Source organism: Devosia aurantiaca, assembly GCF_011058215.1.
Lineage (GTDB): Bacteria > Pseudomonadota > Alphaproteobacteria > Rhizobiales > Devosiaceae > Devosia > Devosia aurantiaca.
In genome coordinates this window covers 144,973-166,221 of sequence record NZ_JAALFG010000002.1, presented here as the reverse complement: position 1 = coordinate 166,221, position 21,249 = coordinate 144,973, and the positions used below count along the sequence as shown (strand labels likewise).

Here is a 21,249-nt window from a genome sequence, read left to right as displayed (position 1 = left end):
TGGGATCTAGGCGAGGGATCTTGCCAGAATTTCTTCGACCACCTCCCAGAGGGGCCGCGTAGAATCCACGCTGATTGCCGTCTTGGGGAGGTCTTGTCGCGTCTCGTGCAGCTTGCGTGTCATTTCGCGTTCTGCGGGTTCGGAGCCCCATTCGTCGCGGCGCAGCAGCAGTCGGCTTTCGATTGTGGGCCAGTCGGCATCGAGCACGAAGATGGCGTCCATGAGGTGGCCGAAGAGGTGATGGTTGCGCGAACCGCCGCAGAAGAAGGTCACCCCGTGGGTCCGGTCGGCGACGATGGCCTTGACCGCGTCGAGTGGCCAAATGTGGTGATCGTTGATGAAGACGAGGTCGGCACCGGCTGAGGCTGCAGGATTGAGCGGGGCGCCGGTTTGCGGATCGCCTTGGTAGGCGAGGCTGCGGTCACCATGCACGACATGGAAGCCGCGGCGCTCGAGTTCGGTCGCGACCGTGGTCTTGCCTGCGCCGGAAACGCCTTCGATCAGGATGTTGCGCAGGCCCATGGCTCAGTCCGTTGCGCGCAAGCCGCGCCTTTGCCCGAGCATAACCCAAATGGGCGAGCGCGCCATGCAGTCGAATAGGAAAGCGTAGGAATAATAGAGCGCGAGAAAGCGGTGCAGCGGGAGCAAAGGTCTGGACATGGCCGCATTTCCATTACAGAACGATAGGTGAATAACCCTGCCCAAGCGCCGGGTCAACGTGTTTCAGAATGATCGGTTTGTAATGGCGCGGCCACGGCTTTATGTGCGGGACGAGGTGATCGACAAAGCGATGGAGCTGTTCTGGCGACAGGGCTATGAAGGCGCGCATTTGCAGGCGCTGGTCGAGCATACGGGGCTTAACCGCTTCAGCCTCTACAAGGAATTCGGCGGTAAGGCGGGCCTCTTCGAGGCGGCGCTGGAGCGGTTCTTGGGATTTCTGCTGGCGCAGTATCGGCAGGTGCTGACGCAGGCGCCGCTTGGGCTCGAGAATATCGAGGCGGTGCTGAAGAGCCTGCAATATGGCAGCCAGTATTATGGCTGCTTCATGCTCAACACGTTGACGCAGAAGGATACGGTGCCGCCGGGGGCGTTCGAAAAGGCCGTGGCGGCATCGGAGGAAATCGAGGCGCTCTACCATGGCAATTTGGTCAACGCCGCGGCGCGGGGGCAGGTCAACGCCGGAGCGAGCCTGTCGGGCTTGGGCAAGATGCTGCAGACGCTCGACCAGGGGCTGCACATCCAGGGTCTGGCCGGCACCAGCGATGCGCAGAAGGACCGCGTCATCGCGGCGGCAATGAGCTTGCTGCGGGCGACTTAGGCGCTTTCGCTTTCCATAAGGCTTTCCTGCTCGCCTTCGAGCGCCTTCTGCTGCGCCGGGTAGAGGCCGAAGCGCGCAGCGACGTCGGGCGCGTAACGCAGGAGGTCGGGCCGGAGCTTGATCAGCGCCAGGTCCTTGGACTTGGCTTCGAGCATGACGTCGAACTCCAGGCCGTCGGCGATGCGCATGAAGGAAATGAACTCAAACGGCTGAACGAAATCGGCGTGGCCGGTCCAGACGGGAGCGACATTGACGGTTTCGGCCTTGCCGGTCTTGCGGTTCTTGCGCGCCAGCTGGCGGAGCTCGGTGCGGGGCGAGGAAAAATGGATTTTCGGCCGCACGTCCGACGGCCAGGTCGCCAGCATGCTGGAGAGCGCGTCGCGCAAGTCGAGGCCTTCAGGGTTGAGGCACCAGAAATGCTGGTGATCGAAGATCAGCCTTACGCCGGTGTGTTCATGCACATAGAGCGTGTCGGCACAGGAAAAGCGCAGGTCGTCGTTTTCAAGCACGAGGCGGCGGCGCACCGGCTCGGGGAGGGTGGGCCAGGTCTCGACCCAGCGCTGCCGAGCCGCGATTTTATCGTCATAGACGCCGCCGACATGGACAACCATGACCGCTTCGGGTCCGAGCTCCATGAGGTCGAGCATTTCGGCCTGGCTCGTTAGGTCCCAGATGCTTTTGCGCACCAGCTCAGGATCGGGGCTGTTGAGGACGATGAACTGGCTGGGGTGAAAGGAGAGACGCAGGCCAAGCTCACGTGCGCGATTGCCGATGGTGGCAAGGTCGCCAGCGCAGTCTTGCACCATGGAGTGGAACTGCGGCATATCGGGGTGGGTGGCGTAGGGCGCAAGGTCGGAGGACATGCGGTACATGCTGATCTGGTGCTTCACCAGATAGTCGAAGATGTCCGAGAGGTACCCGAGCGACACACGAAGATGCGGGTTGGATTGCGAGCGACGCGCGTCGTTGCTTTTGAGCGCAGGATTGCCCAGCACCTTGACGGGAAAGCCGAGCTTGAGGGGATTGGACATTCACATTGCCTCCGGGGAGGGAATGCACGACCCCTGCGCCGTTCCGAAATGAAAGAGCCGGGCGAACCCGGCTCAAAGCATTCTAGTATTTGCGCAGAAGGCCGATGAGACGGCCCTGAACCTTGACCCGATCGGGTGGGAAGATGCGGGTCTCGTAGGCGGGGTTAGCCGCCTCCAGCGCCACCGTATTGCCCTTGCGGCGCAGGCGCTTCAGCGTTGCTTCCTCGTCGTCGACAAGGGCAACGACGATCTCGCCGGTGCCGGCCGTGTCCTGGCGCTTGATGACCACGGTGTCGCCATCGAAGATGCCGGCTTCGATCATCGAGTCGCCGCGCACTTCGAGCGCGTAATGATCGCCGGCGCCCAGCATTTCAGGCGGCACCTGGATGGTGTGGGTGTGTTGTTCGATGGCCGAGATTGGCGTACCGGCCGCGATCCGGCCCATGACCGGGATAGAGACGGGGCGGGCATATTCTTCTGCCGCAACGCCGCGGGCCGGCGGCGTGCTGAGCTTGCCCAGGCTGCCTTCGATCACCGACGGCTCGAAGCGCGCCTTGCGGCCGCCAAGCGAAGGGTTCATTGAATCGGGAAGCTTTACCACTTCCAAGGCGCGGGCGCGGTTCGGCAGGCGTCGGATGAAGCCGCGTTCTTCGAGCGCCGTGATCAGCCGGTGAATGCCGGATTTGGACGCCAGATCAAGCGCATCTTTCATTTCGTCAAAGGATGGGGGATGCCGCTTTCCTTCATCCGTTCATGGATGAACATGAGCAACTCGTGTTGTTTGCGCGTCAGCATCGGCCCGGCATCCTAGAATCGGAACATAGACAGAACGGTTATAATCGTTCCATTTATGTTCTGCAATGCCACAAATAAAACACAGCCTAGAAGGCGTCGATCGACAGGGCTTCGACTTTCGCGCCGGCTTTCTGACCAGGGTCATGCTCCGGCTGAGTGATGAGCATGTCGGCCTTGGATAGTGACGAAGTGTGGCCACTGTCAGTCTGCGTGATCGGGAGCAAGGTGGGTCCGCCTGGAGAGAAGACCAGCTGCGCGCGCATAAAGTGGCGGCGGGCTGTGTTGGGCGGGGTCGGTGCGGCGAGCGGAAGATGCCAGTGAGGCGGTTCGGCATAGCCAAGCCAGGCGCGCAGTGCCGGCTTGATGAAGACGATGGCGGTGACCATGGCGGATACCGGGTTGCCCGGCAGGCCAAAGACCAGGGTCTTGCCGCGCGTGCCGAACATTAGCGGTTTTCCGGGGCGCATGTTGATGCGCCAGAAATCAAGCGAGACGCCGAGGTCTTTGAGCACATCCTGCACGAGGTCATGTTCGCCGACCGAAGCGCCGCCGGTGGTGATCAACACGTCCGGCTCGTCTGCAAAGGCCTCTGCAAGACGGGTGCGGAGCAGGTCGATATCGTCGCCGATAATGCCATGGTCGGTGATGGTTTCGGCATAGGATTTGAGCAGCGCCGCAAGGGCGAAGCTGTTGGAGCCGACGATCTGGTCAGGCCCGAGCGACGTGCCGGGCAGGACAAGCTCATCGCCAGTGGCAACGAGGCCGATGCGGGGACGTCGGGCGACGGTGAGTCCGGCGGCGTTGGCTGCTGCCGCGACGGCGATATGCATTGGCGTCAGCAGTGTGCCGGGCTCGAGAAGTGTCTGACCCGTAGCGAAGTCGTTACCCTTTGGCCGGACGCTATGGCCCAGCCGGGCAGGGGCGGTGAAGCGGACGACATCGCCATCGCGCTGCGCTTCTTCCTGCATGATCACCGTGTCCGCGCCAGCAGGAGCGGCGCGCCGGTGAAGATGCGGACGGCCTCTCCCTCAGATACCGTGCCTTTGAAGGCAGTTCCGGCCTGGGACATGCCGATGACCTTGAGCGCATGTCCCTCGACAACGTCGGCGGCACGCATGGCGTAGCCGTCCATGGCGCTGGCGTTGAAGGGAGGCTGATCGTGCGTTGCGATCAGCGCAGATGTCAGCACGCGGCCCAGGCCGTCGGTCAGCGGCACCGTTTCGGGGGTGACCGGAGGCACGCGCGCGAGAATGGCCTTCAGCGCCTCGTCGACGGGCAGGAGGCTCATGGCGCGCGCATGAAGTCGCCGGACTTGCCGCCGGATTTTGCGACGAGCCGCAGGTCGGTAATGGTCATGCCGCGATCGACGGCCTTGCCCATGTCATAGAGCGTCAGCGCTGCGACCGAGGCTGCCGTTAGCGCTTCCATCTCGACGCCGGTCTGGCCATTGGTTTCGGCGGTGGCGACGATGTGCAGGCCCGATCGGTCGCTCAGCGGATCGATGTCTACCGTGACTTTGGTCAGTGCCAGCGGGTGGCACAGGGGGATCAGATCGGATGTGCGTTTGGAGGCCATGATGCCGGCGATACGGGCCGTGGCGATGGCATCGCCCTTTTTCAGCCGGTCTTCGACAAAGGCTTCGACGGTCGTGGGAAGTGCCAGCACAGTGGCCTCGGCGACGGCACGTCGGCGCGTAACGGCCTTGTCGCCAACATCGACCATCTGCGCGCGGCCCTGCGCGTCGACATGCGTCAGGCGATCGCTCATCCGCGGACGGTCTCGGGCTGGCCCATCAGCAGGGCGCGAGTGGCGGCGACGACATCGTCCTGCCGCATCAGCGCCTCGCCGACAAGGAAGGTGCCGACGCTGCAGCGGCGTTCGAGCATCTGCAGATGGTCGTTGGATACAATGCCGCTTTCGCTGACCAGGAGCACGTCGGAGGGGACGCCGGCCGCGAGGTTCACCGTGGTCTCGAGCGTCGTCTCGAAGGTGCGCAGGTTGCGGTTATTGACGCCGATGAATTTTGCATCGAGCGCCAGGGCGCGGTCGAGTTCGAGTTGATCGTGCACTTCCACCAGCGCGTCCATGCCCCATTCCTCGGCAGCATCGAGCAGGAAGCGCGCCACGTCGTCGCCGACGGCGGCCAGGATGATGAGGATGCAATCGGCGCCCCAGGAGCGGGCTTCGGCCACCTGATAGGTTTCGAACAGGAAGTCCTTGCGCAGCACCGGCAGGCGGGTGGCGGCGCGGGCTTCGATCAGGTAGCTGGGCGAGCCCTGAAAGCTCGGGCGATCGGTCAGCACCGAAAGGCAGGCGGCGCCCGCGGTTTCGTAGGCGCGGGCGATCTCGGCGGGATTGAAGTCGGGACGGATCAGGCCCTTGGATGGGCTGGCCTTCTTGACCTCGGCGATCAGGGCGAATTGACCCTGCGCGCGCTTTGCCTTGATCGACCGGATGAAGCCCCGCGGCGGCGGCTGGTCATGGGCTTGTGCCACGACTTCGGCCCAGGGCCGCATGGCCTTGGCCGCGGCGATTTCTTCGCGCTTATAGGCTTCGATCTGCTTGAGGAAATCTATCATGGCGCTCGTCCGTTCGAGACCGCAACAAGGCGGGCGAGAGTGTTCTTGGCGTCGCCATTGTCGATGGCGCGCGCGGCGGCTTCCGCACCATCGCGGAGCGTTTCGACATTGTCGGCCACAATGAGGGCGGCGGCGGCATTGAGCAAGACGATATCGCGGTAAGCGCCAGGCGCGCCGTCAAAGAGCGCGTGGATGGCTTGGGCGTTCTCTTCCGGCGTGCCGCCAAGGATTTCCGCCAGATCGTATTGCTTGAGGCCGGCATCTTCGGGCCGCACTTCGAAGCTGCGGAGATCGCCATTGGCTATCTGCGCCACGAAGCTCTTGCCGGTGACGGTCAGCTCGTCGAGGCCGTCGCAACCATGGACGACCCAGGCCTTCTTCACCCTATTGGCCTGGAGGGCTTGGGCGATTTTTTCGACCCATTCTTCGGCAAAAACGCCAAGGAGGTAGCGGCCGACGCTGGCCGGATTGGATTGCGGTCCGAGGAGATTGAACATGGTGCGCACGCCCATTTCGGTGCGGGCGGGGCCGACATGCTTCATCGCCGGATGATGGGAAGGCGCGAACATGAAGCCGATGCCGGCTTCGCGAATGGTTTGGGCGATCGCATCCGGGCCCAGATCGAGCTTGACGCCAAGCGCTTCGAGGGCCTGCGAGGAGCCGGATTTTGAGGAAAGTGCGCGGTTGCCATGCTTGGCCACGGGGACGCCGAGCGAGGCGACCACGATTGCGGCCGCGGTCGAAATATTGAGCGTGCCGTGACCGTCGCCACCGGTGCCGACGATGTCGATGGAGTCGGCAGGCGCTTCGACCGGCACCATCATTTCGCGCAGGATCGACACCGCCGCAGCAATTTCACCCGCCGTTTCGCCCTTGAGGCGCATGCCCATGAGGAAGGCGCCGGTTTGGCTGGCGGTGGCTTCGCCGGCCATGATGATGCGCATGACACCGCGCATTTCCTCGCCGGTCAGATCGCGACGCTGCGCGATCTTGTTGAGAGCCTGCTTGATCTCCATCACGCGGCTTTCCGGGCGTTGAAGTCGCGGGCAATGTTGAGGAAGTTCTGCAGCAGTGCGTGGCCGTTTTCCGAGGCGATGCTTTCGGGGTGGAACTGCACGCCATGCACCGGCAGCGTCTTGTGCTGCATGCCCATGATGAGGCCATCGTCGGTCGAGGCGGTGACTTCGAGCGTCTCGGGCAGGGTGTCCTGCTTGACGATCAGCGAATGGTAGCGCGTCGCCTCGAAGCCGGCATTGAGGCCGCGGAAGATGCCTTTGCCGGTGTGGTTGATCTTGCTGGTCTTGCCGTGGAACAGCACCGGCGCACGCACGACATCGCCACCCAGAGCCTGGCCTATTGCCTGGTGTCCGAGACAGACGCCGAGCATCGGGAACTCGCCCTTGAAGCGATCGATGGTGGCGAGGCAGATGCCGGCTTCGTTGGGGGTGCAGGGGCCGGGAGACAGGACGATTGCTTCGGGCGCCATTTCGGCGATCTGGTCGAGAGTGATCTTGTCGTTGCGGCGGACGGTGATGTCGGCGCCGAGCTCGCCCAGGAAATGGACGAGATTGTAGGTGAAGCTGTCATAGTTATCGATGACGAGGGTCTTGGTCATGGGGCGGTCCTAAACGGGTTCTAGAAATGGCGATCAGAACCAGCTTTGCCATCGAAACTTTGGAGTAGACCTCATCCTGACCCTGTCGAAGGACGAGGTCGTGGCGAGATCGGCGTACCCGACCTCGTGGTTCGACAGGCTCACCATGAGGTCTCTTAGAGATTTGCTCATTGCCCCACTCCCGCTTCGCCGGCGTATCGTAGCGCTTCCTCGGCGGCGCTGAACAGGGCGCGGGCCTTATTTTCGCATTCGAGCTGCTCGAGCTGTGGCTGGCTGTCCGCGACGATGCCGGCGCCAGACTGCACGTAAAGCTTGCCGTCCTTGACGATGCCGGTGCGCAAGACGATGCAGGTGTCCATGGTACCGTCGGCGCCGAAATAACCGACGCAGCCGCCATAGATCCCGCGGCGTGTTTTTTCGAGGCTGTCGATGATCTCCATGGCGCGCACCTTTGGTGCGCCGGAAACGGTGCCGGCAGGGAAGCCGGCGGAAAGCGCATCGACGAAGTCGTATTGCGGATCCAGCACGCCGACGACGTTGGAGACGATGTGCATGACGTGCGAATAGTATTCGAGGAAGAACTTGTCGGTGACCTTGACGGTGCCGGTTTGGGCGACGCGGCCGACATCGTTGCGGCCCAGATCGAGCAGCATCAGGTGCTCGGAAAGTTCCTTGGGGTCGCTGAGAAGTTCGGATGCCAGCTCCTGGTCGCGGGTCGGCGTGGCACCGCGCTTGCGGGTGCCGGCAATGGGCCGGATGGTGACTTCGCCATCCTGCACCCGAACCAGGATTTCCGGGCTCGATCCGGCCACGGCAAAGCCGCCAAAATCGAGGAAATACATATAGGGGCTGGGATTGGTGCGGCGCAGCGCGCGGTAGAGCGCGGTCGGGGGCAGGTTGAAGTCGGCTGAAAAGCGCTGGCTCAAGACGACCTGGAAGATATCGCCAGCGGTAATGTAGTCCTTGGCCTTGGCGACCATCTCGAAATATTCGTCACGCGAGGTGTTGCTGGTGACGCTGATGGCTTCCAGGTCGGGCAGGGCAGGGGTTGCCGGTGTTGCGCGCGAGAGCCGCGCAATCGCATCGTCGATGCGGCTCTCGGCGGAGGCGAGGGCCTGGCCGCCAGAAACGCCCTCGCGCACGTAGACGGGCGCTGTGAGATAGAGCTCATCCTTGAGCGTATCGAAGATCGCCAGCAGCGATGGGCGCATCAGCACGGCTTCGGGCGTGCCGAGTTCGTCGGCACGATCGGTCGGCAGGTGCTCCATGTAGCGCACCATTTCGTAGCCGAGATAGCCATAGACGCCCGCCGATTGGGGCGGCAAGCCGTGCGGCACTTCGATATGGCTCTCGGCGACTAGCGCGCGAAGGGCGTCGAGCGGCTTTTCGTGCATCGGCTCGAAGGCGTCCGGGCTGGCTTGTGCCGTGCGGTTGATCGAAGCTGTGCCGTCATCGACCTTGAGGATCAGGTCGGGCTGGAGGCCAATGATCGAATAGCGACCGCGGGTCGTTCCATCCTGCACGCTTTCGAGAAGAAAAGTGTGCGAGCGACCCTCGGCAAGCTTGAGATAGGTGCCGACCGGCGTTTCAAGATCCGCCACGATGCGACGCCAGACGATCTGCGACTTCCCGGCAGCATATTGCTCGGTAAAGCGCTTCGAAAAGTCGTCGTCCATGGTGGCGTTCCGGTGGAGTTACTGGCCGTAATTGTTGACGAGCAGGGTGGTGAGCGCCTGCTGGTTGATGCGCAGCCCGGCATCGTCGCGCACTGCGCCGACGAATTCGTTCTCGAGGCCGGTACGCGCATCGTCTTCGAGCCCGGCCAGCACTTCGGGTGCGAGTGCTTCGGCAGGTTCGGCATTGTCGGTGACGTGGAAGACGATGAACTCGCCGGTTTCGCTGACGGCCGAACCGTTGTGGTCGGGACCACCGGCAAAGGCTGCGGCTGCGACAGTGGCATCGATCGTGCCGTCTTCGGCACCGAAGCGCGTGAACGGCGCGCTGATCTGCGGGAAGAGGGTCAGCTCGGCAGCGATGGTTGCAAGATCTTCGCCGCCATTCAGACGCGTCACGATGCTGTCGCCAAGGGCGAGCAGCGCATTGTTGGTGCGCTCTTCGGTGATGGTCGTGATCAGCTGGTCGCGCACTTCGTCGAGCGTCTGGTCACGGGCCGGATTGATCGATTCAAGGTCGAACCAGAGATGGGCGTTGCCGGCGAGCGGCACGGAGGGCGTGAGGCGGCCTTCTTCGGCACGGTAGATGGCTTGGGCCACCTTCTGGCGCTCTTCGGCGGCCAGGTTTGGCAGCACCGAAAGCTCAGAACCGGTCTGCGTCACCGCGACTTCGTAGACGTCGAGGCCGTAGCGAGCGGCGATGTCCTCGATCGGGGTGAAGGCCGCGCGCAGTTCCTCTATCTGGTCAAGGATCTCGTTGATTTCGTTGCGGGCAGCGGTGGTGCCGAGGCGGGTGACAATGTCGGTGCGAGCTTCTTCTAGCGTGGGCTGACCGGCCGGCTCGATGGCCGATACGTGGATGGCGCGTTGGCCGCCAATGCCGGGGATCAGAGCGAAGTCACCTTCGGCGAGACCGAAAGCAGCGGGCGCCAAGGCAGTGTCGGTAATCGCGCTCTGTGCCAGGGTGCCGAGGCTCGATGGGGTTAGGCCGGCCTGCTGCACGAGCGTTGCGAAATCGGTGCCGGCAGCGAGGCCAGCTTCGAACTGGGCCTGGAGCTCGGGCGTGTTCAGCGCCACCTGGTCGATCGTGCGGCGTTCGGGTGTCGAGAGGCTGTCGCGCACCGCTTCATATTCGGCGGCAATTTCTTCATCGGTGAAGGTGTTGGTTGCCGCAAGCGACGCCAGCGACAGATCGAGGAGGCGCACAGTGCGGGTCTCGACCGTGCGGAACTCGGATTGGTGCTCGGTGAGGTAGGCAGCAAGCTCTTCTTCGGTCGGGGCAGGGGGCGTCTCGACGTTCACATCGCTCAGCGCGATGTAGTCGATGGTGCGCGTGGCACCCACATATTTGCCCAAGACATCGGTCGCCACGGCAGGCAGACCGGCATCTGCAAAGAAAGAATCCAGAAGCTGGGTGCGGCGGGCTTCGTCGGCGCGCGCCGTGAAATATTCGGACTCGGTCCAGCCGGCGCGCTGCAGCGTCTGCGTAAAAATCGAAGGGTCGAAGGTCCCGAGCGTGCCGAAGAAGGACGGATCTTCTCGCAGCATCTGTGCCAGCTTTGCGTCGCTGACACCGAGGCCAAACTGGTCCGAAAGCGTATCGAGCGCTGCGCCTTCGGAAAGGTTGAGGAGCACCGCGGTCGGAATGCCATAGGCCTCGGCCTGGCTCGCCGTGGGCACGGAACCGAGCTGCTGCGAAAGCTGGCTGACGCGGCTTTCATAGGCGCGCAGGAATTCGCGCGAAGTGATTTCCTGGTCGCCAACGCGGGCAACGGTATTGCTGCCGAGGTCGAGGATCACGTTGTTGATGCCGAAGCCGGCCACGCCAACCAGCAGGAACCCGCCTAGGATTTTTCCAGGCCAGGATTTTGCAAAGCCGCGCAAACCATCGAGCATTTCGAGCGTTCCCGTTCGGGGTCCGAGGCTTTACCGCAGCTGCGAGCCCAGACTAGAAGACAATACCGCAGCCGGGGTTAGGGCAAACCTTTCCCTGGCGCAAGAGGCAGGAGTAGCAAGATTGACGACCATCTCACCGCTGATCGCCGGAAACTGGAAGATGAACGGGCTCACCCACTCGCTTGACGAGATGGCCGAGTTGGCACGGCTTCTGACCACTGGTGCAGCCCCGCGCGCGATTGTCGTCGTTTGCCCGCCGGCAACGCTGTTGTCTGCCGTGGCCGCACAGGGCGCTTCGAGCGGCATTTTGGCTGGTGGACAGGACTGCCATCCGCAATCATCCGGCGCCCATACGGGCGACATTTCGGCCTCCATGCTGGCCGATGCCGGTGCCCAATTTGTTATCGTAGGACATTCCGAGCGCCGCCAGCTGCATGGCGAGACAGATGACGTGGTCCGGTCGAAGGCGGAGGCCGCCATCGGTGCGGGTCTCAAACCCATCATCTGCATCGGTGAAACCGAAGCCGAGCGCGATGCGGGCCAGGCGGAGCATGTGGTTTCGGGCCAGCTCGCAGCCTCCTTGCCAGAAGCGGCAAGCGTCCACGAGGTCGTGGTTGCTTATGAGCCGATCTGGGCCATCGGCACGGATCGCACGCCGAGCCTTGAAGATATCGCGGCCATGCATGCTTCGATCCGCACCTGCCTGACGGAACGGTTCGGAGAGCGCGGCGAGAGCATCCGGATCATCTATGGCGGCTCGGTCAAGCCGCACAATGCCCGCGAAATTCTAGACGTCGACAACGTCAATGGCGCGCTGGTAGGCGGCGCTAGCCTCTTGGCAAAAGACTTCTATACGATTATCTCCGCCGTATAGTTCGAACGGCATGCTTCCGGTCGCGGCGAAATTCGCCCCGACCGGCTGGTATTTGCCGTTTGGCGGGTGTAAGACCCCGCATCCTTTTGACACCGGGCCCCGCCGTGGCCGGACCCGGATTGACGCGAAGACAAGAACTCCATGGCCAACGTCCTCCTAGTCGCCTACCTGCTGATCGTGCTGGCGCTGATTGTCGTCATCCTGCTGCAGCGGAGTGAAGGTGGCGCGCTGGGCATCGGCGGTGGCGGCGGCGGCCTGATGACGGCGCGCGGGTCGGCGAACCTGCTGACGCGCACCACGGCGATCCTCGCCACCTTGTTCTTCGTTTCTGCCATTGGCCTCACGGTCATCAACGAACTCGATCGTGGCACTTCCGGCATTCTCGAAAACGCCGTGACGACGCCGACCGGCGAGCAGCCGTCGACCGTTCTCGATGCGCTCAATGCTCTCCAGGGCGAGGAAACATCGGATCTGCCGTTACCGGCCGAGGCCCAGACGCCGGTGACGTCAACGGACACCGATCTGCCCGTTCCTGCGGCTCCGGCGACGGAAACGACAACCGCTCCTGCGACCGAGAACACAACCGCACCGGCGGCTGATGCGACGACCACAGCTCCGGCGAACGAAGCACCGCTTCTGGCTCCGAGCAACGAGACTGCCGCGCCTGCTGCAAGCAGCAGCGACCTGCCGGTGCCCGCGGCCCCGGCCGAACAAACACCCGCCGCTCCGGCGAACTGACAAGCCGCAAGGCACCTGAGAAGGGGATGGAAACATCCCCTTCTTCTTTTTGTAGAACGCGAAGGCGCTCTGCGAATCGACAACTATTTGCTTATGGTGATCGCCCATGGCTCGGTACGTATTCATCACCGGAGGCGTGGTTTCCTCCCTTGGCAAGGGTCTGGCTTCGGCAGCACTCGGCGCTGTGCTGCAGGCGCGCGGCTACAAGGTGCGCCTCCGCAAGCTCGACCCCTATCTCAACATCGATCCCGGCACGATGTCGCCGACTCAGCACGGCGAGGTGTTCGTCACCGATGACGGCGCCGAGACCGATCTCGATCTGGGTCACTACGAGCGCTTCACCGGACGTGCCGCCAACAAGCGCGACAACATCACTTCGGGCCGCATCTATTCCGACCTTCTGGCGAAAGAGCGCAAGGGCGAGTTTTTGGGCGCGACCGTGCAGGTCATCCCGCACGTCACCGACTCGATCAAGAATTTCGTTCTCGACGGCAATGAGGATTTCGACTTCGTGCTGGTCGAAATCGGCGGCACGGTCGGCGACATCGAGGCGTTGCCGTTCTTCGAGGCCATCCGTCAGCTCGGCAACGAGTTGCCGCGCAACCATACGGCTTATCTCCATCTGACGCTGATGCCCTACATTCCTTCGGCGGGCGAGCTCAAGACCAAGCCGACCCAGCACTCGGTCAAGGAACTGCGTTCCATCGGCATTGCGCCCGACGTGCTCCTGGTGCGTTGCGACCGGCCGATTCCGGAAGGGGAAAAGAAGAAGCTGAGCCTCTTCTGCAACGTGCGCGAAAGCGCCGTTATTCAGGGTCTTGACGTCGCCTCGATCTATGACGTGCCGCTTGCCTATCACAATGAAGGCCTCGACCGCGAAATCCTCGCGGCCTTCAACATCACCGACGCACCGGAGCCGGACATGGCGGCCTGGGACGAGGTCAGCCGCCGCTACCACAATCCCGAAGGCGAAGTGAATATCGCCATCGTCGGCAAATATACCGGCCTCAAGGATGCTTATAAGTCGCTGAGCGAAGCGCTGACCCATGGCGGCATCGCCAACAAGGTCAAGGTGAACCTGGCCTGGATCGACTCGGAAGTGTTCGAACGCGACGACCCGGCGCCCTATCTCGAGCATGTCCACGGCATTCTGGTGCCCGGCGGTTTTGGCGAGCGTGGCTCGGCCGGCAAGATCGAGGCGGCGCGCTTTGCCCCCGCATCAAGGACGTGCCCTATTTTGGGATTTGCTTCGGCATGCAGATGGCCTGTATCGAGGCGGCGCGGAATACGGCCGGCATCAAGAATGCCTCGTCTACCGAGTTCGGGCCGACCAAGGAACCGATCGTCGGCATGATGACCGAATGGGTCAAGGGCAACGAGAAGGAAGCCCGCTCGGCGGAGGGCGACCTCGGCGGCACGCTGCGCCTCGGCGCGTATCCGGCGCAGCTGACCCGCGGGTCGCGTGTCGCCGATATCTATGGCTCGACCCGCATCAGCGAGCGCCATCGTCACCGCTATGAGGTGAACATGGATTACCGCAAGCTGCTGGAAAAGAACGGGCTGCTGTTCTCCGGCGTTTCGCCGGACGGCACCTTGCCGGAGATCGTCGAGCGCACGGATCACCCGTGGTTCATCGGCGTGCAGTTCCACCCGGAACTGAAATCGAAGCCGTTCGAGCCGCATCCGCTGTTCACCAGCTTCATCGCCGCTGCGATGGAGCAGAGCCGCCTGGTCTGATGGCTGGGGCCGTTAGACGGCTGGCTGCCTATGGCACGCTGCAGCCGGGCCAGCCTAACCATCATCAGATGGCGGGCATGGCCGGCACTTGGCGGCCGGGCAGCGTCCGGGGTCACTTGCACCAATCCGGCTGGGGCGCCGCGGTCGGTTTTCCGGGCCTAGTTGCCGATCCGGCAGGTCCGGAAGTTCCGGTCAGCCTCTTTAAAAGCGATGATCTGGTCGACCATTGGCCGCGGCTAGACGCCTTTGAAGGCGAAGGCTATGTGCGCACCACGATCGACGTGGCGACCGCAGAGGGCATGGTCCAAGCGCAGATCTATCTGCTGGCGCCGCAAGTCACCTGACACTTTCGCGCCAATCTGCTAGCGTCGCCCCATGGCCGACATCATCAACCTTCGCAATGTTCGCAAACAAAAGGCCCGCGCCGACAAGGACGCAAAGGCCTCGGAAAACCGCGTTCTCTTTGGCCGCACAAAGGCTGAAAAGCTCAAGGACGCAATGGAAAAGGCGCGGGCGGACAAGCATGTCGAGGGCCACAAGCGGGACGAATAGCGGTCCGCTACTGCACTCCGGCCTTAATCTCCGAAATGATTTCGCCCAGCAAAGCGTGAAGTGCGTCGCGATGGCCGTTGCCTGCTGACGGCGAAAGCTCGTCCGAAGTCATGGCGACGGTCAGGTCCAAGTTTGGCACGATGTAGAGCATCTGCCCTCCATAGCCCCAGGCATATTTCACGTCTTCACCGGCGATGTTGCGCAGGAACCAGCCGTATCCATAACCGTCGCCTGAAAAGCGCGAATTTGTTCGCTCGGTCCAGCTCTCGTTGATCCAATCTTGCGAGATCAGCCTGGTTCCGTCTTCCGCCGATCCTCCGGATCGAAACACTTCACCAAAGGCCAGCAGCGACAGAGGCGACATCGCCATCTGGTTGCCGCCGAGATAGATGCCCTGCGGGTCGCGCTCCCAGCCGCCTATGCTGAATTCGTCGACCGGTGCAAACCAGTCCTCCGCCAGGTCTCGGGTTGACTGGCCAGAAACCTCTGTGAGGATGGCGGACAAAAGATGCGTTGAGCCGGTCGAATATTGCATAGCGCCGCCCGGATCGGTTTCGAACGGCTGTGCCAGCGCCGATCTTACCCAATTGCTGCTTGTGACCCAACGGCCATAGTTGGGGCCCGAAGTGCGGCCGAGACCCGCCTGCATGGACAAGAGGTTGCCAACGGTCACCTCGCTAAGACGGGGATCCGCGTCATCTGGGAAATCATCAGCGAGAAAATCCGCAATTGGCTGATCCACACTTTCAATCAGCCCTTTATCGATCGCCATGCCCACCAAAGCCGAAATGATGGTCTTGGATGCGGACTTGATGTTGGTTGGCTCGTCTACCGAATGACCATCGAATCCGCGATCGGCGACGATCCTGCCGTCGATCGCGATAAAGACGGTTTCAAGAGTCTCAAGTCGTTGGGCATCCTCCAGGATCGTGGAAAAATCCTGAGCAGCGACAGGCAGCGGCAAAAGAAGGGCGAAGGTGAAGAGGGCGGGGTGCTTGAACATGTTTCATGCTTCACCGCGACATAAGGCAAAATCGTGGGCATCACTAACGAGTTAGAGACACCTGGCTGTTTCTACCAATCCACTTGGCAGTCTACGCCGTCGGGCCCGAATTGCATCGAGTCCGTGGTGTACTGGAAAATCTCGAGCTTGACGCCGCTTGGGTCTGCCAGCCAGCACTGCCAGGTGTGATCGACGCCCAGCTTCTTGTCGGTTACCGCCACGCCCTTGGACTTGGCATTAGCCATGAAGGCATCGATGTCGTCGGTTTCAAAGCAGATGTGGTTGATCTGGTTGCTTTCTTCGAAGCGGCTTTCGCCCTTGAGGAAGACCTCGACGAAGGTGCGGTGGCCGAAGTCGAGATAAAAGCCGATCCGGTCCTCGCCGCGCTTAAAATCGAATTTTGGAGCCACGCCGCAGACGTCGCGGTAGAAGGCTTCCACGGCATCGAGGTCGCGCGCGAAAATGCAGGTATGGGCCACCTGTTTGACGAGGGGTGTGGTCACGAAAATCTCCTCCAAAAGAAAGCGTTCAGACGCCTAACTGACATGTTAGGGCAGGGCATGGGGACATGCTAGAGCCCGGAACAATCGTTTCCAGCAGCGCACAGCCGCTTTTTGCCGCTGCCCTCTTTTCACTGTCACACGGCGCGTCTAGGAGAAGCGCAACTCGCATCGAAACCCGGGAAGAACAGGCATGTCCTCCATCATCCACGTCATGGGCCGTCAGATCTACGACAGCCGCGGCAATCCAACTGTCGAAGTCGATGTGGTTCTGGATGACGGCAGCTTCGGCCGCGCCGCCGTCCCGTCCGGCGCCTCTACCGGCGCGCATGAAGCGGTTGAACTGCGCGATGGCGGCACGCTTTATTCCGGCAAGGGCGTGACCCAGGCTGTCGAAAACGTCAACACCGTCATCGCCGATGAGATCGAAGGTCTCGATGCCCTCGACCAGCTTGGCGTCGATGAAGCCATGATCGAGCTCGATGGCACGGCCAACAAGAGCAAGCTAGGCGCCAACGCCATTCTCGGCGTGTCGCTGGCCGTCGCCAAGGCCGCTGCCGAGTCCAGCGAGTTGCCGTTCTACCGCTATATCGGTGGGCCGAACGCCCATGTCCTGCCTGTGCCAATGATGAACATCATCAATGGCGGCCAGCATGCGGACAACCCGATCGACATGCAGGAATTCATGATCCTGCCGGCCGGCGCAGAGTCGATTGCCGACGCCGTCCGCATCGGTTCGGAAATCTTCCACACCCTCAAGAAGGGTCTCGCTGCCGAAGGTCACAACACCAATGTCGGCGAGGAAGGTGGTTTTGCGCCAAACCTTGGCTCGGCCGACGAGGCGCTCGGCTTCATCATGCGCTCGATCGAAAAAGCAGGGTACCGTCCGGGCGAGGACGTGTTCCTCGGTCTTGATTGCGCGGCCACCGAATATTTCAAGAACGGCCGTTACGAGATGGAAGGCGAGGGCAAGTCGCTCGGCTCCGACGAAAACGTGCGCTTCCTCGAAGACCTCGCCAATCGCTTCCCGATCATCACCATCGAAGACGGCATGGCCGAGGACGATTGGGATGGCTGGAAGGCGTTGACCGACGCCATTGGCAAGAAGGTGCAGCTGGTTGGCGACGACCTTTTCGTCACCAATACCGAGCGCCTGCGCTCCGGCATCAAAATGGGCACGGCCAACTCGATCCTGGTCAAGGTCAACCAGATCGGCTCGCTCTCCGAGACGCTCAACGCCGTCGATACCGCGCACCGCGCTGGCTATACTTCGGTGATGTCGCACCGCTCGGGCGAAACCGAGGATTCAACCATTGCCGACCTCGCCGTGGCGCTCAATTGCGGTCAGATCAAAACCGGCTCGCTTTCGCGCTCCGATCGTCTGGCCAAGTACAACCAGCTGATCCGCATCGAAGAGCAGCTCTCGCTCGTCGGCACGATATGCTGGGTATTCGGTGGTCAAGGGCCGCTGATCGGTTCGCTTGGACCAATGATAAAGCCCGGTGGTGACACCGGGCTTTTTTGTGCGCTGAGGTGAATGAGACCCCATGGTCAGTATGTCGAACCATGAAGTCGGCAGCATTCGTTCGGTGCCTGCGACCTCGTCCTTCGACAGGCTCAGGATGAGGTCTAGGAAACTATTGGAACGCCGTCTCGGCGAAGCTTCTGAGCTTGCGCGAATGGAGGCGTTCGGCTGGCTGGTCGCGCAGGATTTCCATGGCCCGCAGCCCGATCTGCAGGTGCCGATTGACTTGGGTCCGGTAGAAGTCCGAGGCCATGCCGGGAAGCTTGAGTTCGCCATGCAGCGGCTTGTCGGAGACGCAGAGCAGGGTGCCGTAGGGTACGCGGAAGCGGAAACCGTTCGCCGCAATCGTAGCCGACTCCATATCCAGGGCCACGGCACGTGACTGGCTGAGCTGGCGCGTGACCTGCGTCTGGTCCCACAACTCCCAATTGCGATTGTCGAAGGTCGCCACCGTGCCGGTGCGCATGATCTTCTTGGTCTCGACGCCCTCGGTCTGGGTCACCTCTTCGACCGCCTGCTCGAGCGCCACCTGCACTTCGGCGAGGGCGGGAATCGGCACGCTCAGCGGCAGGTCGGCGTCGAGGACATGGTCTTCGCGGACATAGGCATGGGCCAGCACGTAATCGCCGAGCTCCTGCGAATTGCGGAGACCTGCGCAATGCCCCAGCATGATCCAGGCGTGCGGGCGCAACACGGCGATATGGTCGGTGATAGTCTTGGCGTTGGACGGACCCACGCCGATATTGACCATGGTGATGCCGCGTCCGCGCTCACCCACGATGATAGGCCGGCATCTGCGGCATACGGGCCGGCGGCTCGCCGGTAATCGTGCCACCGGTCAGCATGTTGTCGGTCGAGACGTTGCCGGGCTCGATGAAGCGCTCGTAGTGGGGATGGCTTTCGCTCATCCAGCCCTTGGCGATGCGGCAGAATTCGTCGATGTAGAACTGATAATTCGTGAAAATCACGAAGTTCTGGAAGTGGTCTGCATCGGTGCCGGTATAGTGGGCGAGCCGGAACAACGAGTAGTCCACTCGCGGCGCGGTAAAGGCCGAGAGCGGGTAGGGCCCGCCACGTGGCGGCACATAGGTGCCGTTGGCGATCTCGTCATCCGTGTTGCCAAGATCGGGCGCGTCGAACACGTCCCGTAGCGGCACGTCCAGCGCATTGATGGCCCTGCCATCGAGATGATCGCGCGGACCGAGCGCAAAATGCAGCGGGATCGGCGTTTCCGATTCGCCGATATCGATGGTGCCGCCATGATTCTTGAGGATTACGGCAAACTGTTCTTGAAGATAGCCCTTGAACAAGTCAGGCGCGGTGACCGTCGTGCGATAGATGCCCGGGGAATGAAGATACCCGTAGGGCAGGGTGCTTTCGCCCTTGGAATAGCTGGTCGAGCGCACTTCCACCTGCGGGTAATAAGCGCGGACGCGGCCGGCTGGAATCTTTCCCTCCATCAGGCCCTGCAGGTGTTCGCGGATGAAGTCGCAGTTGCGATGGTAGAGGGTCGTCAGATGCGCCCAAGCCTCATGTGGATCGGTGAAGGACTGCTTTTCGACACGGGGCGGGGAGAGGATCGTCATCTTGTTCTTTCAACGGCCCGCGTATCGGGCCGACCTTTGGCTTGGCTCTTTCCCCCAACATAGGGGGTGCGTGAAGCCTTCTCAACGCGGTCTTCACAGATCGGTGACCCGCTCTTTTCTCGCCGCAATTGCTGACCATCTTCGAGCCTGTTCGTTGGATACGCATCGACCCATGCCCGATGAACCAGAAGCGGTTTGCCGCATGTCCCCCAAGCCCTCAACAGCGCGGCGGGCCGTTTCCATAGAGGCCGCCCGGCAGCGATGCCGAGGCGGCCTTCTTATTCGGTGTAATCGACGACGTTCTGCGGATTGATCTCACCATCATAGCTGGCGTCGATATCGAACCGCTTGAGGGTAAAGTCGCCGTCGACGAACATCCACGTTCCCTGCGAACTCGCGTCTCCCAACCCGCGCCACGGTGCGTCCGAGGAGATGGTCAGGGTGTCCGGGTCGAACGAAGAATTGGTCAGGACATGGGAAGCGCTCATGCCGGTGACTTTTAGATCCAGCAGAGTACCATCCAGCCCGTCGTCGTCGGCATAAGTTGCCTTGAAGGTCGGCTCCGCCAGCGACAGCGGCATCAGCCCCTCATATTCCCGGTGCCAGTAATAGGCGTGGGTAATGTTGTAGGCCCCGGCGAAACAGAACAGGCGGATGACCGTGATGTCCTGGACGTTTTCGCTGTCGTAGGACGGAGCATAGCTGAAGGTCCATTGCTCAGGATCCGCACGCTCCTTGTCCCAACCGGTCCAGCCCCCATCGCACCATTGGCCTGCCGCCAGGGCATGAAGCTTTTCGGCCTGTTTGAGCAACGAGGCCTCCTGCGCCACGACCGGTGTCAAACAAAGCGCCGCGACCGGCAGCCAAAGCAATGGACGGATCATCCCTCATCCCTTAAATCGAAGCCCAAATTCGAGAGGCACTATGACCGCAAAAATCATCGACGGAAAAGCCTTCGCAGGGGCCTGCGCGCCCGCATTGCCGGTCATGTCCAGCGCCTTCAATCCGAGCATGACATAACGCCAGGGCTTGCCGTCGTTATTGTCGGTGAAGACCCGGCCAGCCAGGTCTATGTGTCCTCCAAGGCCAAGCAGACGGCTGAAGTCGGGATGAACTCCTATAAGCACGAACTCCCGGCCGAGGTGCCGGAGGCGGAGCTGCTGGCGCTGATCGGCAAGCTCAATGCCGACCCGGCGGTGCACGGCATTCTCGTGCAAATGCCGGTTCCCAAGCATATTGATCCCAACAAGGTCATCGAAGCAATCGACCCAGCCAAGGACGTCGACTGCTTTACGCCGGCCAATGTCGGCAAGGTACAGATCGGCCTGCCGGGCCCAGTGTCCTGCACGCCACTCGGCTGCCTGATGCTGTTGCGTGAGGAGCTGGGTTCGCTCGAGGGCAAGAACGCCGTGATCGTCGGGCGCTCAAACCTCGTCGGCAAGCCGATGATGCAGTTGTTGCTGCGCGACAACTGCACGGTCACTGTTGCCCATTCGCGGACCAAGGACCTTGCCGAGGTGGTGCGGTCCGCCGACATTGTCGTTGCCGCCGTCGGCCGACCGCAGATGATCAAGGGCGACTGGATCAAGCCGGGCGCTGTCGTCATCGATGTGGGCATCAACCGCGTGGATGCGCCGGAGCGTGGCGAGGGCAAGACGCGGCTTGTGGGCGATGTCGATTTCGCCGGGGCTGCCGAAAACGCTGCCGCCATCACGCCGGTGCCCGGTGGCGTCGGCCCCATGACCATTGCCTGCCTTCTCGCCAATACCATCACCACGGCATCGCTGATCAACGGCCTCGTGCCGCCGAGTGACCTCACCGCATGAG

17 protein-coding genes and 6 pseudogenes are annotated in these 21,249 nt (G+C 62.1%); 8 read left to right on the top strand and 15 right to left on the bottom strand.

Translation table 11 applies throughout. The annotated features are described in order from the left end of the window. Nucleotides 1-6: 6 nt before the first annotated feature. Nucleotides 7-522, bottom strand: a complete 516-nt coding sequence (locus G5575_RS08265) for a nucleoside kinase (protein ID WP_164533923.1) — start codon at nucleotides 520-522, stop codon at nucleotides 7-9. 220 nt (nucleotides 523-742) lie between these two features. Between G5575_RS08265 and G5575_RS08260 the strand changes: the two genes are divergently transcribed. After that, entirely contained in the window at nucleotides 743-1,318 is a 576-nt protein-coding gene (locus G5575_RS08260) for a TetR/AcrR family transcriptional regulator (protein WP_164533922.1), read from the top strand. Here G5575_RS08260 and uvsE read toward each other — a convergent pair. The 10 genes and pseudogenes from uvsE to G5575_RS08210 all read right to left on the bottom strand — a co-directional run bounded on the left by uvsE (nucleotide 1,315) and on the right by G5575_RS08210 (nucleotide 10,907). Next, nucleotides 1,315-2,349 (bottom strand): UV DNA damage repair endonuclease UvsE, encoded by a 1,035-nt coding sequence (gene uvsE / locus G5575_RS08255; RefSeq protein ID WP_164533921.1) that lies wholly within the window; start codon nucleotides 2,347-2,349, stop codon nucleotides 1,315-1,317. The genes G5575_RS08260 and uvsE overlap by 4 nt on opposite strands. Before the next feature lie 82 nt (nucleotides 2,350-2,431). Continuing rightward, nucleotides 2,432-3,144, bottom strand: a pseudogene (lexA, locus tag G5575_RS08250) (transcriptional repressor LexA). A gap of 86 nt (nucleotides 3,145-3,230) precedes the next feature. Beyond that, complete coding sequence (locus G5575_RS21050; protein WP_268904420.1) at nucleotides 3,231-3,530, bottom strand: MoeA family protein; 300 nt, start codon at nucleotides 3,528-3,530, stop codon at nucleotides 3,231-3,233. Continuing rightward, nucleotides 3,504-4,432 (bottom strand): annotated as a pseudogene (locus G5575_RS20225) (molybdopterin molybdotransferase MoeA); the annotation flags it as partial. The pseudogene G5575_RS20225 and the gene G5575_RS21050, both read right to left, overlap by 27 nt. Next, the gene (moaC, locus tag G5575_RS08235) at nucleotides 4,429-4,911 is read right to left on the bottom strand and encodes a cyclic pyranopterin monophosphate synthase MoaC (protein WP_164533918.1); all 483 of its coding nucleotides are present in this window, start codon (nucleotides 4,909-4,911) and stop codon (nucleotides 4,429-4,431) included. The pseudogene G5575_RS20225 and the gene moaC, both read right to left, overlap by 4 nt. After that, nucleotides 4,908-5,723, bottom strand: coding sequence for an indole-3-glycerol phosphate synthase TrpC (gene trpC / locus G5575_RS08230; RefSeq protein ID WP_164533917.1), 816 nt, complete (start codon nucleotides 5,721-5,723; stop codon nucleotides 4,908-4,910). The genes moaC and trpC overlap by 4 nt, the downstream gene beginning before the upstream one ends. Beyond that, nucleotides 5,720-6,742 (bottom strand): anthranilate phosphoribosyltransferase, encoded by a 1,023-nt coding sequence (trpD, locus tag G5575_RS08225; RefSeq protein WP_407924850.1) that lies wholly within the window; start codon nucleotides 6,740-6,742, stop codon nucleotides 5,720-5,722. Before trpD ends, trpC begins: the two co-directional genes overlap by 4 nt. Then, nucleotides 6,739-7,338 carry an anthranilate synthase component II gene (locus G5575_RS08220; RefSeq protein WP_164533916.1) on the bottom strand — a complete coding sequence of 200 codons (600 nt, stop codon included), beginning with the start codon at nucleotides 7,336-7,338 and terminating at the stop codon, nucleotides 6,739-6,741. Before G5575_RS08220 ends, trpD begins: the two co-directional genes overlap by 4 nt. Nucleotides 7,339-7,505: 167 nt before the next feature. Beyond that, entirely contained in the window at nucleotides 7,506-9,014 is a 1,509-nt protein-coding gene (trpE, locus tag G5575_RS08215) for an anthranilate synthase component I (RefSeq protein WP_164533915.1), read from the bottom strand. A gap of 18 nt (nucleotides 9,015-9,032) precedes the next feature. Beyond that, entirely contained in the window at nucleotides 9,033-10,907 is a 1,875-nt protein-coding gene (locus G5575_RS08210; protein ID WP_164533914.1) for a peptidylprolyl isomerase, read from the bottom strand. Between the two features lie 121 nt (nucleotides 10,908-11,028). Here G5575_RS08210 and tpiA point away from each other — a divergent pair, with 121 nt between their 5' ends. The 5 genes and pseudogenes from tpiA (at nucleotide 11,029) to G5575_RS08185 (ending at nucleotide 14,808) form a co-directional block, all read left to right on the top strand. Next, nucleotides 11,029-11,781, top strand: a complete 753-nt coding sequence (gene tpiA, locus G5575_RS08205; RefSeq protein ID WP_268904406.1) for a triose-phosphate isomerase — start codon at nucleotides 11,029-11,031, stop codon at nucleotides 11,779-11,781. Between the two features lie 141 nt (nucleotides 11,782-11,922). After that, the gene (gene secG / locus G5575_RS08200) at nucleotides 11,923-12,519 is read left to right on the top strand and encodes a preprotein translocase subunit SecG (RefSeq protein ID WP_164533912.1); all 597 of its coding nucleotides are present in this window, start codon (nucleotides 11,923-11,925) and stop codon (nucleotides 12,517-12,519) included. Between the two features lie 106 nt (nucleotides 12,520-12,625). Then, nucleotides 12,626-14,256, top strand: a pseudogene (locus G5575_RS08195) (CTP synthase). Then, nucleotides 14,256-14,600 carry a gamma-glutamylcyclotransferase family protein gene (locus G5575_RS08190; RefSeq protein ID WP_164533911.1) on the top strand — a complete coding sequence of 115 codons (345 nt, stop codon included), beginning with the start codon at nucleotides 14,256-14,258 and terminating at the stop codon, nucleotides 14,598-14,600. Before G5575_RS08195 ends, G5575_RS08190 begins: the two are co-directional and overlap by 1 nt. Nucleotides 14,601-14,631: 31 nt before the next feature. Continuing rightward, nucleotides 14,632-14,808: a DUF4169 family protein gene (locus G5575_RS08185; RefSeq protein WP_164533910.1), complete on the top strand. Its 177-nt coding sequence runs from the start codon at nucleotides 14,632-14,634 to the stop codon at nucleotides 14,806-14,808. A 7-nt stretch (nucleotides 14,809-14,815) separates the two neighbouring features. On the opposite strand, the gene G5575_RS08180 is transcribed toward G5575_RS08185, so the two are convergent. Then, a complete protein-coding gene (locus G5575_RS08180; protein ID WP_164533909.1) occupies nucleotides 14,816-15,811 on the bottom strand; it encodes a serine hydrolase domain-containing protein in 996 nt (331 codons plus the stop codon). A 71-nt stretch (nucleotides 15,812-15,882) separates the two neighbouring features. Beyond that, nucleotides 15,883-16,314, bottom strand: coding sequence for a VOC family protein (locus tag G5575_RS08175; RefSeq protein ID WP_164533908.1), 432 nt, complete (start codon nucleotides 16,312-16,314; stop codon nucleotides 15,883-15,885). Nucleotides 16,315-16,504: 190 nt separating this feature from the next. On the opposite strand from G5575_RS08175, the pseudogene eno reads away from it, so the two are divergent. After that, a pseudogene (eno, locus tag G5575_RS08170) lies at nucleotides 16,505-17,783 on the top strand (phosphopyruvate hydratase). 165 nt (nucleotides 17,784-17,948) lie between these two features. Here eno and G5575_RS08165 read toward each other — a convergent pair. Together G5575_RS08165 and G5575_RS08160 are read right to left on the bottom strand one after the other, a co-directional pair. Then, nucleotides 17,949-19,422: pseudogene (locus G5575_RS08165) on the bottom strand (AMP nucleosidase). A gap of 278 nt (nucleotides 19,423-19,700) precedes the next feature. Next, a complete protein-coding gene (locus G5575_RS08160; protein ID WP_164533906.1) occupies nucleotides 19,701-20,306 on the bottom strand; it encodes a DUF1176 domain-containing protein in 606 nt (201 codons plus the stop codon). Nucleotides 20,307-20,346: 40 nt separating this feature from the next. Here G5575_RS08160 and folD point away from each other — a divergent pair. Further along, nucleotides 20,347-21,248, top strand: a pseudogene (folD, locus tag G5575_RS08155) (bifunctional methylenetetrahydrofolate dehydrogenase/methenyltetrahydrofolate cyclohydrolase FolD). Nucleotide 21,249: the final 1 nt, after the last annotated feature.

Bases quoted from the DNA above. Each gene is read 5' to 3' on its own strand.
- G5575_RS08265 (WP_164533923.1), bottom strand. From the start codon at position 522: ATGGGCCTGCGCAACATCCTGATCGAAGGCGTTTCCGGCGCAGGCAAG.
- G5575_RS08260 (WP_164533922.1), top strand. From the start codon at position 743: ATGGCGCGGCCACGGCTTTATGTGCGGGACGAGGTGATCGACAAAGCG.
- uvsE (WP_164533921.1), bottom strand. From the start codon at position 2,349: ATGTCCAATCCCCTCAAGCTCGGCTTTCCCGTCAAGGTGCTGGGCAAT.
- G5575_RS21050 (WP_268904420.1), bottom strand. From the start codon at position 3,530: ATGGTCACCGCCATCGTCTTCATCAAGCCGGCACTGCGCGCCTGGCTT.
- moaC (WP_164533918.1), bottom strand. From the start codon at position 4,911: ATGAGCGATCGCCTGACGCATGTCGACGCGCAGGGCCGCGCGCAGATG.
- trpC (WP_164533917.1), bottom strand. From the start codon at position 5,723: ATGATAGATTTCCTCAAGCAGATCGAAGCCTATAAGCGCGAAGAAATC.
- G5575_RS08220 (WP_164533916.1), bottom strand. From the start codon at position 7,338: ATGACCAAGACCCTCGTCATCGATAACTATGACAGCTTCACCTACAAT.
- trpE (WP_164533915.1), bottom strand. From the start codon at position 9,014: ATGGACGACGACTTTTCGAAGCGCTTTACCGAGCAATATGCTGCCGGG.
- G5575_RS08210 (WP_164533914.1), bottom strand. From the start codon at position 10,907: ATGCTCGATGGTTTGCGCGGCTTTGCAAAATCCTGGCCTGGAAAAATC.
- secG (WP_164533912.1), top strand. From the start codon at position 11,923: ATGGCCAACGTCCTCCTAGTCGCCTACCTGCTGATCGTGCTGGCGCTG.
- G5575_RS08190 (WP_164533911.1), top strand. From the start codon at position 14,256: ATGGCTGGGGCCGTTAGACGGCTGGCTGCCTATGGCACGCTGCAGCCG.
- G5575_RS08185 (WP_164533910.1), top strand. From the start codon at position 14,632: ATGGCCGACATCATCAACCTTCGCAATGTTCGCAAACAAAAGGCCCGC.
- G5575_RS08180 (WP_164533909.1), bottom strand. From the start codon at position 15,811: ATGTTCAAGCACCCCGCCCTCTTCACCTTCGCCCTTCTTTTGCCGCTG.
- G5575_RS08160 (WP_164533906.1), bottom strand. From the start codon at position 20,306: ATGATCCGTCCATTGCTTTGGCTGCCGGTCGCGGCGCTTTGTTTGACA.